This window comes from Enterococcus alcedinis (genome assembly GCF_014635985.1).
GTDB classification, from domain to species: domain Bacteria; phylum Bacillota; class Bacilli; order Lactobacillales; family Enterococcaceae; genus Enterococcus_I; species Enterococcus_I alcedinis.
In genome coordinates this window covers 21,872-35,297 of sequence record NZ_BMDT01000008.1, presented here as the reverse complement: position 1 = coordinate 35,297, position 13,426 = coordinate 21,872, and the positions used below count along the sequence as shown (strand labels likewise).

General features: G+C 38.0%; 12 protein-coding genes. 3 read left to right on the top strand and 9 right to left on the bottom strand.

Annotated elements, in window-relative coordinates:
• Positions 1–13: 13 nt before the first annotated feature.
• Together IEV09_RS08920 and IEV09_RS08915 are read right to left on the bottom strand one after the other, a co-directional pair.
• Complete coding sequence (locus tag IEV09_RS08920) at positions 14–1,231, bottom strand: ABC transporter permease (protein WP_188367952.1); 1,218 nt, start codon at positions 1,229–1,231, stop codon at positions 14–16.
• Positions 1,232–1,236: 5 nt separating this feature from the next.
• A complete protein-coding gene (locus IEV09_RS08915) occupies positions 1,237–1,965 on the bottom strand; it encodes an ABC transporter ATP-binding protein (RefSeq protein ID WP_188367951.1) in 729 nt (242 codons plus the stop codon).
• Between the two features lie 245 nt (positions 1,966–2,210).
• Here IEV09_RS08915 and IEV09_RS08910 point away from each other — a divergent pair, with 245 nt between their 5' ends.
• Positions 2,211–2,744: a 3'-5' exonuclease gene (locus tag IEV09_RS08910; RefSeq protein ID WP_188367950.1), complete on the top strand. Its 534-nt coding sequence runs from the start codon at positions 2,211–2,213 to the stop codon at positions 2,742–2,744.
• A gap of 233 nt (positions 2,745–2,977) precedes the next feature.
• On the opposite strand, the gene IEV09_RS08905 is transcribed toward IEV09_RS08910, so the two are convergent.
• From IEV09_RS08905 to IEV09_RS08895, 3 genes are read right to left on the bottom strand one after another with little or no spacing between them, the layout of a single operon-like run.
• The gene (locus tag IEV09_RS08905) at positions 2,978–4,861 is read right to left on the bottom strand and encodes an ABC transporter ATP-binding protein (protein ID WP_188367949.1); all 1,884 of its coding nucleotides are present in this window, start codon (positions 4,859–4,861) and stop codon (positions 2,978–2,980) included.
• Positions 4,858–6,585 (bottom strand): ABC transporter ATP-binding protein, encoded by a 1,728-nt coding sequence (locus tag IEV09_RS08900; protein ID WP_188367948.1) that lies wholly within the window; start codon positions 6,583–6,585, stop codon positions 4,858–4,860. Before IEV09_RS08900 ends, IEV09_RS08905 begins: the two co-directional genes overlap by 4 nt.
• A gap of 4 nt (positions 6,586–6,589) precedes the next feature.
• The gene (locus tag IEV09_RS08895) at positions 6,590–7,249 is read right to left on the bottom strand and encodes a TetR/AcrR family transcriptional regulator (RefSeq protein WP_188367947.1); all 660 of its coding nucleotides are present in this window, start codon (positions 7,247–7,249) and stop codon (positions 6,590–6,592) included.
• A gap of 259 nt (positions 7,250–7,508) precedes the next feature.
• Between IEV09_RS08895 and def the strand changes: the two genes are divergently transcribed.
• Positions 7,509–8,072 carry a peptide deformylase gene (gene def / locus IEV09_RS08890; protein ID WP_188367946.1) on the top strand — a complete coding sequence of 188 codons (564 nt, stop codon included), beginning with the start codon at positions 7,509–7,511 and terminating at the stop codon, positions 8,070–8,072.
• Positions 8,073–8,535: 463 nt separating this feature from the next.
• Positions 8,536–8,712 (top strand): hypothetical protein, encoded by a 177-nt coding sequence (locus IEV09_RS08885; RefSeq protein ID WP_188367945.1) that lies wholly within the window; start codon positions 8,536–8,538, stop codon positions 8,710–8,712.
• A gap of 67 nt (positions 8,713–8,779) precedes the next feature.
• Here the strand turns inward: IEV09_RS08885 and IEV09_RS08880 are convergent, their stop codons facing one another.
• From IEV09_RS08880 to abc-f, 4 genes are all read right to left on the bottom strand, one after another.
• Entirely contained in the window at positions 8,780–9,418 is a 639-nt protein-coding gene (locus IEV09_RS08880) for a PepSY domain-containing protein (RefSeq protein ID WP_188367944.1), read from the bottom strand.
• Positions 9,419–9,511: 93 nt separating this feature from the next.
• Positions 9,512–10,852 (bottom strand): sensor histidine kinase, encoded by a 1,341-nt coding sequence (locus IEV09_RS08875; protein WP_188367943.1) that lies wholly within the window; start codon positions 10,850–10,852, stop codon positions 9,512–9,514.
• Entirely contained in the window at positions 10,842–11,525 is a 684-nt protein-coding gene (locus IEV09_RS08870; protein ID WP_188367942.1) for a response regulator transcription factor, read from the bottom strand. The genes IEV09_RS08875 and IEV09_RS08870 overlap by 11 nt, the downstream gene beginning before the upstream one ends.
• A gap of 279 nt (positions 11,526–11,804) precedes the next feature.
• Positions 11,805–13,367, bottom strand: a complete 1,563-nt coding sequence (gene abc-f, locus IEV09_RS08865) for a ribosomal protection-like ABC-F family protein (protein ID WP_188367941.1) — start codon at positions 13,365–13,367, stop codon at positions 11,805–11,807.
• Positions 13,368–13,426 lie beyond the last annotated feature (59 nt).

Genomic DNA, 13,426 nt, shown 5'->3' with positions numbered 1-13,426 from the left:
TTTTAATAAAATTTTAGCGTTTTTTCATCTTTAATCGTAACGGTACATAGGCAAATGTAAATAAAATTGCCACGATAAAATAACAAGCAGAGGCTAAGACACCATAAATCAATTCATCAAGAGAGAGTAACGCTGACACACTAAATAGCGCAGCCGCCACAAATAATAAGACTGTCAATAGTTGCTGTAATGCGGTTTTCGTCTGTTCTTGTTGGATTGGATACAGTTGAAAAGTCGTAACATAACGAAAGCGCTGAGCCAGCGGTAGCAACTGAAAACCAATTAAATAAAGAAATAAACTTCCTATGCCAATTGAAAAATAAAAATCATTTACAAAATATAACAGCAAGCTACCAAGTAACGTTAAGCGTAGGTACAGACCACTGTACTCCGTTCCACGGACAAAATGTCGACTAAATAAAAATAACGCGGTATTGGATTGTTGATATTTAATTTTTGAAAAAAGACCATCGAATGCCGCGCGACGCTTCACTTGTCCTTGAACTTCTGGCACATCGGTAAACAAATTAATGAACTGATACATACGACGTAAACGTGTTTGTTCCCCATTTAGCAGTTTTTCCCAATCAATGGAAGCCGTCATTTTCAACCATAACCATTGATAAAAGAAGAGGACCTGTAAAACCGATAAAACCATTGATAAAATCGGTGTCATCCACAATGATAACGCCAAAATAACCGTGCTTATCAATAACCAAAAACTATAAGCGATGGTCTTTTGTTTAGCCATTTCCTGAAAAAAAGCAACTCGTTGAATCAGTAAATGACTATATTTCAAGCCCCAAATCGTCCCAATAAACAAGAGTGTCTGGGAAAAATCGACGTTCCCTGTCGCTACAACGACTAACGGCATCGACATCGCAGTTGTTAAAAAGAGGACGCCTAACGGGAAATAAAGGCTGTAATTGAGCGCTTTTGCTAAATATTTGCGCATTTGTTTTTCTTTCGGTAATAAAAACACTTGGTCAGGCAATTGCGTTAAACTTGCAAAACGTCCAACATGTAGCGTGATTAACCAAAAAGCAATTAAAATAAATTTACCAATTGAAAAAGGTGTCGGTAATGTCTTCAAAACATTGGAATAATACAAGCCCATACCACCTACTAAAAGGGTCATCGTTAAGGCAAAGTGATCATTAAATACATAGCGTAAATAGCGTTGAATTTTCTTTTGATGCTGACGTACACGCTGCTGAAAAAAAACATCCATCCCTCTTATGCCTCCTTCGTCAACGCTAAGTATAATTCATCTAGCGAAGCATCCGGTAAGTCAAAAGCGCCTTGTAATTCGAGTAGTGTGCCCTGTGCTCGAATTTTTCCTTCATGTAAAATCACGAAGCGGTCACAATGTTTTTCTGCTGTCGCTAGTACATGCGTCGACATTAAAATTGAGACACCGCTTTGTTTCATCTCATCAAAGAGTGCTAATAATGAATGAATTGCTAATGGGTCTAATCCTAAGAAAGGTTCATCCACGATTAATAAGCTTGGTTCAACTAATAACGCACATAAAATCATGACCTTTTGTTTCATCCCTTTAGAAAAATTCGCTGGAAACCAATCCACTCGATTTTCTAAACGAAAAGTCGTTAATAACTTCGCTGCTCGTTGGTGTGCAATTTCTTGTGGAATATCGTAGGCCATTGCCGTAATCTCAATATGCTCTTTTAAGGTCAACTCTTCATATAAGACGGGCGTTTCCGGAATGTAACCAATTTTCTTACGGTAACTTTCGGGATCTTGACTTAAGCGTAAACCGTCTAATGTGATTGTCCCCGATTGCGGCTGTAACAACCCCATAATTTCTTTAATTGTCGTGCTTTTTCCTGCACCATTTAGGCCAATTAAGCCAACTAATTCATGATCTTTCACTTCAAAACTAACTTCTTTTAAGACAGGAATATGGCCGTAGCCGCCTGTAACTTGTTGTAAGGATAATGTCATTTAATTCTTTCCTCCAAAACGTAGTACAACCATTATACCACGCTCACGAAAAAATAAAGAGTCTGAAGAGAGCCCACCTTACATTTTCCATTAAAAAAATAAGGCCCCTCTTGCGAATCTTACTATAACCAATGATCAAACTTCCGGACAAACAGACTATTGAAAATTCTACTAAAAATTCAAGTTTTTTTGTTATTTGTTACAAATTATGCTAAGGTACAACTAGAATTAAGGGGGCGATTGAATTGAATTTTATTGCGATTGATTTTGAAACAGCGAATCATCTACCACATAGTGCTTGTTCCGTCGCTTTAGTCATGGTTCAACACGGAAAAATTGTGGGCGAATACTATTCATTGATCCAACCAGAAACCGAATTTTTTTGGCGAAACATCCAAGTACACGGCATTGAGCCAGAAGATGTCCACAACGCACCAAAATTTCCTGAAGTTTGGCGAAATATTCAAACGTATTTCCAAGAAAATCGATTAATCGTCGCGCATAACGCCGCTTTTGATATGAAAGTCTTAGCTGGCTGTCTTGATTATTATGGACTGGAGCAACCACATTATTTATCTTTATGTACCGTAAAGACAAGTCGTAAACTTTTCCCAACGATGACCAATCATCGTTTAGACACAGTTTGTGCGAATTTAAATATCACTTTAAACAATCACCACGATGCCTTAGAAGATAGTCGTGCCTGTGCTGAAATCTTGCTATACCAAGCAGCGAATTTTGGCGTTGAACCACTTAAGAAACTCGTACAGCCTAAATAAATTTGAATAGCAAAAACCTGTGTTTGAAATGAATTGAGACATTTCAAGCACAGGTTTTTTTCATATTTTACGGTAACAATTCATTACCTCTCGCTTCACTTATAACCTCTTATTAGAAACGGTATAACTGAAGCAACGACTCGGTAATAAGCCAGAATCTTTTTGAAAGTAAAAGACACTTTCAAACGATTCTTTGCTTATTACTCGTCATTACACGCTTCACTTATAACCTCTTATGCGACTTCTTCTGAGAATTGGCTGTTATATAAATCGGCGTAGAAGCCGTTTTTAGCCATTAACTCTTCGTGGTTGCCGGTTTCGACGATTGAACCTTGGTTCATTACGATAATATTATGAGCATCGCGAATCGTTGATAATCGGTGAGCGACGACGAAGCTAGTACGTTTTTCTAATAAGCGTTCCATCGCACGTTGAATCAAATGTTCTGTACGCGTATCAACACTTGATGTCGCTTCATCTAAAATTAAAACATCTGGATTAGCTAAGAATGCACGAGCAATCGTGATTAATTGGCGTTGTCCTTGAGAAATATTACTTGCATCCTCATTTAAAATCGTATCATAACCATCTGGTAATTTACGAACAAATTCATCAACGTATGCGGCTTTGGCAGCTTCAATGACTTGTTCTTTTGTTGCGTGTTCATTGCCGTATAAGATATTGTCATAAATCGTTCCGGTAAATAACCACGTATCTTGTAGAACCATCGAGAAGTTTGCACGTAGTTCTTCTCGTTTCATATCACGTGTGTCTTTCCCATTGTAACGAATGCTTCCGCCTGAAATATCATAGAAGCGTTCAAGTAAGTTAATTAAAGTCGTTTTACCCGCACCTGTTGGTCCGACGACCGCAATCATTTCACCTGGTTTCACGTCTAAACTAAAATCAGTCATTAACAATTTGTCTTCTGAATAGCCGAATTGGACGTTTTCAAAAGAAACTTTGTAAGGTGAATCTGCAATCGCTGGTACGCCTGATGGGTCATCATTCATTTCTTCTTCATCTAAGATTTCAAAGACACGCTCAGCAGATGCGACGGTTGATTGGATTGTGTTGATTAAACTTGCCATTTGCGTAATTGGTTGTGAAAATTGGTTCGTATATTGTAAGAATGCTTGCACATCCCCTAATGAAATTTGACCATTGGCAACACGAATCCCACCTAAAACGGCAATAAAGACATAGCCTAAGTTTTTAACAAAGTTCATCAATGGCATAATCATCGCAGAAATAAATTGCGCTTTCCAACCCGCTTGATATAACTTCTCATTTTCAACTTCAAAGACTGCTTGATCGGCTTCTTCATGGTTAAATGTTTTCACAACAGTATGTCCAGCGTAGGTTTCTTCGACTTGGTTGTTTAATAAACCTAAGCTTTTTTGTTGATCGGCAAAATATTTTTGTGACTTCGGCGCAATCATCATGACAACTACTAGACTTAATGGCACGGTAATTAAAGCCACTAAGGATAACTGCCAGCTAATTGAAAACATCATCCATAAAACACCGATGAAAGTCACGGTACTGGTCACAAACTGGGTTAAGTTTTGTTGCAATGTACTTGCGATATTATCCATGTCATTAATCGCACGCGACATAATATCACCATTGGAATGCGTATCAAAATAAGAAATCGGTAATCGTTTCATCTTGTGATCCAATTCTTGGCGCAATTCATAAACCGTGCGTTGTGACACACGAGTCATGATAAATTGTTGCCCGAAGTTAAAGATGGCTGAAATCACGTACATCGCAATCACAATCATTAAAATTTGACCGATTTTATCAAAATCGATTGGGAAAGAAGTCAACTTCTCGCCCATCTTCATTTGTTCAATTCCCTTCATTACACCACTAAATATTTCGGTTGTTGCTTGTCCTAAAATACGTGGGGTACGAATTTGGAAGATGACTGCGGCAATTGCCAAAATAAATACGAGGCTAATGGCGATTAAACGTCTAGACATGTAACGGAATAAACGTTTTGTTGTGGCACCAAAGTTTTTTGGTTTCTCAGCTTTCATTCCTAAGCCATGACCGGGTCCACGTCCGCCGCCCATTGGTCCTTGTGTTTTCTTTTCTGTTTTTTGACTCATGCTAAGTCCTCCTCTCTCAATTGTGATGACACAATCTCTTGGTACGTTTCGTTGCTAGCAAGTAATTCTTCATGTGTTCCTTGTCCAACGACTTTTCCTTCATCAAGGACTAAAATCGTATCGGCATCAATAACCGTACTTACTCGTTGAGCGACAATCACTAAAATTCCTTGGGTTAAATCTTCTTTTAACGCTTGACGCAAGTTCGCATCGGTTTTGAAATCCAGTGCAGAAAACGAATCATCAAAAACAAAAATGTCTGATTTTTTCACTAATGCTCGAGCGATGGCTAAGCGTTGTTTTTGTCCACCAGAGAAGTTACCTCCGCCTTGTTCTACGTGACTATCTAAACCATCAGGTAATGATTCGACAAATTCACGGGCTTGAGCGGTTGTTAAAGCTTGCCAGATTTCTTCATCGGTTGCTTCTTTATTACCATATTTGATGTTTTCACGAATTGTTCCAGTGAATAAAACGGCTTTTTGTGGCACAAAACCAATTACTTCACGCAAATTCTTTTGCGTAACAGAAGCGATATTATGACCATTAATCATAATTTCACCTGCTTCAATATCATATAAACGAGGAATCAGGTTGACTAGGGTTGTTTTTCCTGAACCTGTTCCACCGATAATCGCAACGGTTTGACCAGAACGTACCTCGAAATTAACGTCTTCCAATGTCCGTTTTTCTGCTCCTGCATAACGGTAATCCACATTCTTAAAGACTAATGTCGCATCTTTACCTTTAGTTGTTAAGGTTTCTGGTTGTTCAGGATCTAAAATATAGTCTTCTTCCTCTAGCACTTCATTGATCCGTTTCGCAGAAGCTTCTCCACGTGGAATCATCACGAATAACATCGCAAACATCATGAAACTAAACAAAATTTGCATCGCATACGTAATAAAGGCAATTAAGTTTCCGACTTCTAGTTGCATTTCGGAAATGTATTGTGCACCAAACCAAGTGATCGCAACTGTTGTTCCACTCATAATTAATGTCATGATTGGCATCATTGATGAAACAATCGTATTTACCTTGATTGCTGTGGTTGTAAAATCTAAGTTCGCTTCATCAAAACGTTTTTCTTCGTACTTCGTTTTATTGAAGGCACGTACCACACGGACACCGGTTAGGTTTTCACGGAAAACTAAGTTTAAGCGGTCGGTTTTCTCTTGCATACTCTTAAATAGCGGCACGGCTAAGTACATAATGACACCAATCACGGTAATCATAATTGGAATAACAACTAAGAAAACCCGCGTTAATTCGGCATCTTTTTGATAAGCTAAAAAGCTCGCACCTAGTAGAGTAATTGGTGCATTAATCATCAAACGTAACGTCATTTGTGTCACTAACGCCACTTGGTTAATATCGTTGGTTGTACGTGTAATCAGTGACGCTGTTCCATATTTATCAAACGTTTTAATCGATGATTGTTCCACTTTTCGATAAACGTCGCTACGTAACTTTTGTCCTAATTTTTGTGATTCTTTTGTCGCATAATACGTATTTCCGACAGCTGCGACAATACTAAGAAGTGAAAAACCAAGCATCACAATACCGGTACTCCAAATATAGTCAATGTCGCCTTTCGCCACCCCATCATTAATAATATTCGATGTTAAGTTTGGCAAATATAAATCTGAAATGACTTGAACAATCATAAAGGCAAATGCCATGATTGCTGAAGTCAAAGAGACTCGTTTTATTAATTTAATCATACGTTTATTCCTTTCCTGCACCATTTTTTAGCCATTTAATTTTTCTCATAAAATTTTTCTCCATCCGTTCTTGGCCTTCTTCTGGATAGAGTTTTTGATAACGATAACCTTCTTGAATCGTTGAAAAGACGATGTGCATTAACATCTTAAATAAGACATGTAACTCTTCGGAATCATTGACATCGATTAACGCTAAATTCACAACTCTTTCTAAATCTTGGTGATTTTTTTTGATGTGTTCTTTTTGCTGACAGTGTGCTTTTTCGACCTTCTTTTCTAAATAAGGCATCACGCGTTGAAAGCCATGAGCATCCATATTCATAAAGAGATGACGATAAAATTGATGGTTCTTGCCGGTAAACATTTCTGGTGTCAGACGGAAAAAATAATCTTCTATTCCTGCAAATAAATCGCCCTCTCGCTCAGCAATCGCTTGAATTAAATAACGATGATTATGACTACGTAATGTGTAGAAATAATAATAATATAAATCCTCTTTGTCTGAAAAATATTGATAGAAACTCCCACGAGAAATTTCTGCCTCTTTAATTACGTTAGCAATCGAAGCTTCATTTAACCCTACACGTGAAAATTCTTGCGCTGCAGCATCCAAAATCCGTTTTTGTTTTTCTTTTGGCAAATTAAAAAACGTTTCTGTTGGCATCACTTAACGCCTCCTCTCCCTTATGACACACTGTCATATGACACTATGTCATATTACGCTTTTTCGAAGGGGATTTCAAGAAAAAAGTTTTGAAAATTTTGTGAACTTCTCAAAAATACACTTCTACGTTGCCTTTCTTAGGATTTTTTTAAAATTTCAATTTTCTCTTTGTCCGTTATTCCCTGTTTTGTGGTAAACTAACGAATGATATGTCGTCATTGATACGACTGATTTTAATTATGTAGGAGGAATCTTTTAATTGATTACAATGGAAGATATTATTCGTGAAGGCCATCCCACTTTACGTAAAACAGCACAAGAGGTCCCCTTCCCATTAAGCGAAGAAGACATTCAATTAGGTCAAGAGATGATGGAATTTTTAACCAATAGCCAAGATCCCATTAAAGCAGAAGAACTTGATTTACGTGGCGGAGTTGGTTTAGCTGCCCCTCAATTAGATATTTCAAAACGGATTGTCGCGGTCTTAATTCCAAGCAATGACCCGGAACATCCCGAACCGATCTTAAAAGACGTGATGTATAATCCTAAAATTGTCAGCCATTCTGTCCAACAAGCTTGCTTAGCCGATGGTGAAGGTTGCCTGTCTGTTGATCGTAACGTACCTGGTTACGTCGTGCGTTCTGCAAGAATTACCTTGACGTACGTCAACGCAGATGGTGAAAAAAAGAAAGTGCGCTTCAAAAATTATCCGGGAATTGTCGTCCAACATGAAATGGACCACTTAAATGGGATTATGTTCTATGATCATATCGACCCTGAAAATCCTTTCATCCTAAAAGACGATGTGCTTGTGTTAGAATAATTGACATAAAAATCAACCCAGCCCTTGATTTTGTTAATCAGTGGCTGGGTTTTTCGTATCTAAAAAAAGCAAGACATGCTATTATTAAAGTAACTACACATTCGTTAGAGAAATACCATCCAATGACTTATTCATAAATTTGTGGGAGGTTTTTATTTTGGAAAAAAGAAAAACAGTATTTAAGTCGCTCATTACTTTTGCTCTTGTCTACCTTGCCAACTTAGGGATTGATTCCTTCGGTACAACCTTTACATGGAAATTATTGTTTCAATCCTTTTTCACAACAAGTATAATGTGTTTCATTTTTTATTTAGGCGTTTTGTACGTCCGTAAAAAAGAAAAAAACAAGGTGGATCAATGAAAAAGAAAATAGGTGTTTTTGTCGTTGGAATCATCGTCGGTTTAGTATTATCAACGGTGAGTCGAATGTTTATTAATTAAAAATAAAAGCAAAGGAACAAAAATGATGAAAAAATCATACAAATTGTGGATGATTTCTGCCCTTACCATTGGGGCAATCAGTATTTTATTAACGATTTTCGATGTTTCCGCCTATTGGGTTCATTGGTTCCGTCTAATTTCAACTCTTCTCGTGTTACCATTTTTCATTTATCGTTGGTGGCGAGACAGAGAATATTAAACAAAAAAACGCAACCAACTCGTTGCGTTTTTTTGTTTCGATATTAATATTTGATTGGCACTCTAGTCTAATCGTCTAATTCGACTTCTAATACCTCACCGGTCTGTGCATTGATTTTTACGGTTGCTTCTTGTTTACCGTTTTTCACGTCAACATCCCAATGCGTCACCCCGTTGTCACGATCTAAATCCCAATCAGTTACTTGACCACCTTGTGTTTGCTCTAAGGCAATTTTCGTAATTTCGTCTAATGACAACAAGTTTGATAGATCGAGTTTGTCTGCTTGACGTTTGATACCATTTTTATCATCATTGTCTAACTGATCTTCTTCTCGTTCAAGAATCGCTTTCGTTGTCCCATCGATTTTTAAATCGTATTCTTTCAAATCATCGACACCTTCGATTTTATAAACCCACTTACCAAAAGAAGTATCAATGTCAAGCGACGTAATGTCTGCTCCTGCGTATTCTTTTTGGAAAATCTCAATTGCTTCTGCGATCGTAACACTTGGCTTGGATTGTGTTTCTTGATTATTCGCTGCACTTGACGGCTCGCTTGCTTGGCTATCGTCTACTCGACTAGTCGTTGTTTCTGTCTGATTCGATTGCTCTGGTGTTGGACTTGATGGTTGAACGGGATTCGCGCCACACCCAACGAGTAGCATTCCCAAACCTAGCGTTCCGACGGATAAAATCATTTTTTTCATTATAAATTCCTCCTCTTTTTCTTTACACCCTTAGTTTATCGTCTTTTTCAATTGCAATAAATGGATTTAGTTAAAGGTAAGATGAAGATTTCTTCATCTTGACGGAAATTTAATTTGGAATAAGCTTCCTCTCGGTTGATTATCTAAAACAGTAATTGTCCCATGGTATTTTTCAACAATTGTTTGCACAATCGACAAACCAATCCCTGAACCTTCAATTTCGCTTGAACGCGAGTGATCGATACGATAAAAACGTTCAAAAATCCGTGTTTTCATCGCATCTGGAATCCCTGGTCCTGTATCCGATACATTGAAGAAAATCGTGTTTCCCTGCTTTGTCAATGTAATCGTAATGGTATCTGTTGCCTGTGAGTATTTAGCTGCATTTTCAAACAGGTTTTGACAAATTTGCTGAATTTCTAAAGGATCAGCAGCCATTTGAATCCCTTCTTGAATGGCTATCTCGACTGTTTGCGAACAGCTTCGGCGAAATTCATCGGCCGCTTGTTGAATGATTTTTGACAACGACACGCATTCAACGGGTTTTTCAACGGTTGAACGACCAAGCGTTAACAACTGATTCATCAAAATTTCGAGGCGTTTTGATTCTTTATCTATAAATTCAATTGATGGCGCAATGACTTCGGGATGTTGCATCCCTCGGCGTTTAATCAGTTGAACATGTCCTCGAATCGCTGTTAGTGGCGTGCGTAATTCATGCGAGGCATCCGCCACAAATTGACTTTCTCTTTTCATGGCCTGTTGTTGTGTATCCAGTAACTGGTTAAACGACGTTGCGACTTGACGAAATTCATTCGGTGAATTTGGAACACTCAGCAGTCGTTCCTGTGCTCCGTCTTCCTCAATTTCTGCCATTTCTTTGGTCATCTTATGCAACGTTTTGCTCCATTTTCCAACGAATAAGTAAATGACTAGACTACCGATTAAAACCGCAAAAATATTCAGTAATAAACTAATCAAGAACATGCGCATCATCAGTTCGACAATTTGTGTACCATGGACTGCTAACTCGACCGTTCGCCCCATTTGTTCTTGTTTTTGATAAAAATAAATTTTATTCTCACTTAAAATAATCCCTCGAAAGAGCAATAAGGCTTTTCCTTGTACCAGTTTCTCAAAAATCGCTTTCCCATTAGCCGAATAATACATCGGACCATTTTCTAATAAGATTCGCACAGCATCTTCATCATCTTTGGCTGTAGTCGCATTGACTAGCGTGGTCCATTCTGTTGTATCTTGTGGTACTTCTTGTAAGGTATTCATAATCTCCGTTGCCTGATTCGCTAAATAACGATAGGAAGAAATTAATGAAATGCTGACAAAAGCCAGATTCACAACAATTAAGAGTAACGTTAATATTTTGACGAAACGGTTCGTTAATTGATATTGCGCATTATTTTTTTTATTTTCCATCGACTTCCCTCAAGACATAACCGACGCCGCGAACGGTTTGAATATATTGCCCCGCTACACCTAATTTATTGCGTAGCGTTCGAACATAGACATCGACGACATTCGTCTCACCCATAAATTCATAGCCCCAGACATGATTCAATAATTCATCACGTGTTTTAACGACTTCTGGTGCTTTCATTAATTCATGCAAAACGCCAAACTCTTTCGGTGTTAAATGGATCGCTTCTGCTCCTACTTGCACTTGATGTTTCGCCACATCTAACTGTAACTCTTGATAGTTTAAATGGACACTTTCAGGTTGTTTGGCTAACCTTCGCTCAATCACACGAACGCGGGCAAAGAGTTCTTCAATTTCAAACGGCTTAGTAATATAATCATCCAGACCGGCATCTAGTCCAGTCACGATATCGGTTGTCTCATTTCTAGCAGTCATCATAATAATCGGAATGTCACTCTCTCGTCGTATGCGACGCGCGACTGTGATCCCATCGTATTTCGGTAGCATCCAATCAAGCAAGATTAAGTCAATCGCTTGTTGATTAAATTTTTCTAACGCCTCTTGCCCATCTTTGGCCCAAATCACTTGGTACCCTTCAAACTGAAGTTCTGTTTGAATAAAACTTGCTAAACTCGCTTCATCTTCCACAAGCAAGATTGTTACTTTGTCCATGCTTACGCCTCCTTCTTATCCTCTATTATAAACATAATTAGAAAAAGAAGGAAATTTTTCCCTATTGAATCTGAATCCAACGTGAAATCAAAACAGGAGGTGTGACAGATGTCATACCTCCTGTTTGTTATGCGAAAATTTGATAGGTAAATGGGTGAAAAAAGTCTGCTCCTACAAAACAATCGACTAAATTCAAGTAATTGAAAAAAACAATTACTCGAATTTATCTCCCGTTTCTCAGAATAAAGAGACTTTTGTCACAGTCCCATCATGCCGATGTTAGATTTTATGAATCGTTTCATTAGCAATGATTAACTGACCGTCAAAGTTTTTTTCTAAAAAGTAACGATCGTGCGTGACTGCTAAAATCGTTCCCGTAAAAGTCGATAAGAGGGCCTCAATTTCTTCACGCATGTAAATATCTAAATGGTTCGTCGGTTCGTCTAAAATCAATAAATTAATCTTCTCTTGAAAGAGCAACAGTAAATATAAACGAACTTGTTCACCCCCAGATAAATCTTTGATTCTTTTTGTGACGTCCTCTTTATAAAACCCGTATTGAGCCAACGTTTGACGAGCGATTTGCTCATCCGCTATCCAATTTTTCACATAGGTCAAAAGCCGGTTTTCTGGCTGTTCAAAGACCAATTTTTGTGGCAAATAGCCGATTTTAAGACTGGCACCTAACGTCATTTCACCTTCATCTAAGTCATATTCTCCTAAAATCAATTTTAAGAGCGTTGACTTGCCACTGCCATTTTCACCTGTAATGGCCAAGCGTTCTCCTCGATAAACCGAAAAACTGCTATCACTAAATAATAAGTGATCACCCATCACTTGACCGATTTTTTTAGCAATTACTACTTCATTTCCGGAGCGATTGGCTGCATGAATTTTATTTAAACGTTTTTTAGGGGGTATGGGTGCTTTAATCAGTATTAATTTCTCTAAGCGGCGTTCGATTTCTTTCGCCTTACGAAAAAAAGCTTCATTGTCTCCTTCATTTCCCCACTGACGATAGCGGTGAATCATTCGTTTCAATCGTTGAATTTCTTTTTGTTGCAACTCAAAATTTTTCTGAAGTAATTGATGACGTTCATTTTTCAATTCCATATAGCGACTATAATTCCCAGGATAATTGACGAGCTGTCCATCCTCAATTTCTACGATACGCTGTGTGATTTGATCTAAAAATGCGCGATCGTGCGAAATCACAACGTATGCTTTTTTCGTTGACTTTAGATAATTTTCTAACCAATGAATCCCAGTTAAATCTAAATGGTTAGTAGGTTCATCTAATAGTAAAACATCGCTATCTTGAACTAAGATCTTAGCTAACTCTACGCGAACACGTTCACCACCACTTAGATTCGAAAGTAACGTTTGATGGTGCTGCGCCAATCCGAGCCCTTTCAATGTACCTGCTAATCGATCTTCCACTTCATAGCCACCAAGGGATTCGAATGTTTGTTGTAAATCCCCATACAAGCGCATTGTACGCTCTAAGTCGATCGTAAAATCGTTCATTTGTGCTTCATATTTTCTCATTTGCTGCTGAATCGTTTCGAGTTCGGTAAAACTTTGAATGAGGTATTCAAAAACCGTCAGTTCGGGGCTTTCTAATTCTTGTGGAATCCATCCTATTTTCAAGCCTTTACGTTTGGCTAGCTGGCCCTCATCGATCCCTTCATGGCCTAAGATGATTTGAAACAAGGTCGTTTTCCCTGTACCATTTTGACCGACCAAACCCATTTTATCTTCAGATTGAATCGTTAAACTTAACTCCTCAAACAGTGATGTTCCTCCAAAATTTTTCGTCATTTTATTTATTTGAATGATCATGTTGTTCTCCTTTCAGACCACTCAACGTTCGATAGACAAAAAAAAAGGCCATGGGTAAC

What these genes read in the sequence shown, in the direction of transcription:
- IEV09_RS08920 (WP_188367952.1), bottom strand. Translation starts at nt 1,231, where the DNA reads ATGGATGTTTTTTTTCAGCAGCGTGTACGTCAGCATCAAAAGAAAATT.
- IEV09_RS08915 (WP_188367951.1), bottom strand. Translation starts at nt 1,965, where the DNA reads ATGACATTATCCTTACAACAAGTTACAGGCGGCTACGGCCATATTCCT.
- IEV09_RS08905 (WP_188367949.1), bottom strand. Translation starts at nt 4,861, where the DNA reads ATGAGTCAAAAAACAGAAAAGAAAACACAAGGACCAATGGGCGGCGGA.
- IEV09_RS08900 (WP_188367948.1), bottom strand. Translation starts at nt 6,585, where the DNA reads ATGATTAAATTAATAAAACGAGTCTCTTTGACTTCAGCAATCATGGCA.
- IEV09_RS08895 (WP_188367947.1), bottom strand. Translation starts at nt 7,249, where the DNA reads ATGCCAACAGAAACGTTTTTTAATTTGCCAAAAGAAAAACAAAAACGG.
- IEV09_RS08885 (WP_188367945.1), top strand. Translation starts at nt 8,536, where the DNA reads ATGATGAAAAAATCATACAAATTGTGGATGATTTCTGCCCTTACCATT.
- IEV09_RS08880 (WP_188367944.1), bottom strand. Translation starts at nt 9,418, where the DNA reads ATGAAAAAAATGATTTTATCCGTCGGAACGCTAGGTTTGGGAATGCTA.
- IEV09_RS08875 (WP_188367943.1), bottom strand. Translation starts at nt 10,852, where the DNA reads ATGGAAAATAAAAAAAATAATGCGCAATATCAATTAACGAACCGTTTC.
- IEV09_RS08870 (WP_188367942.1), bottom strand. Translation starts at nt 11,525, where the DNA reads ATGGACAAAGTAACAATCTTGCTTGTGGAAGATGAAGCGAGTTTAGCA.
- abc-f (WP_188367941.1), bottom strand. Translation starts at nt 13,367, where the DNA reads ATGATCATTCAAATAAATAAAATGACGAAAAATTTTGGAGGAACATCA.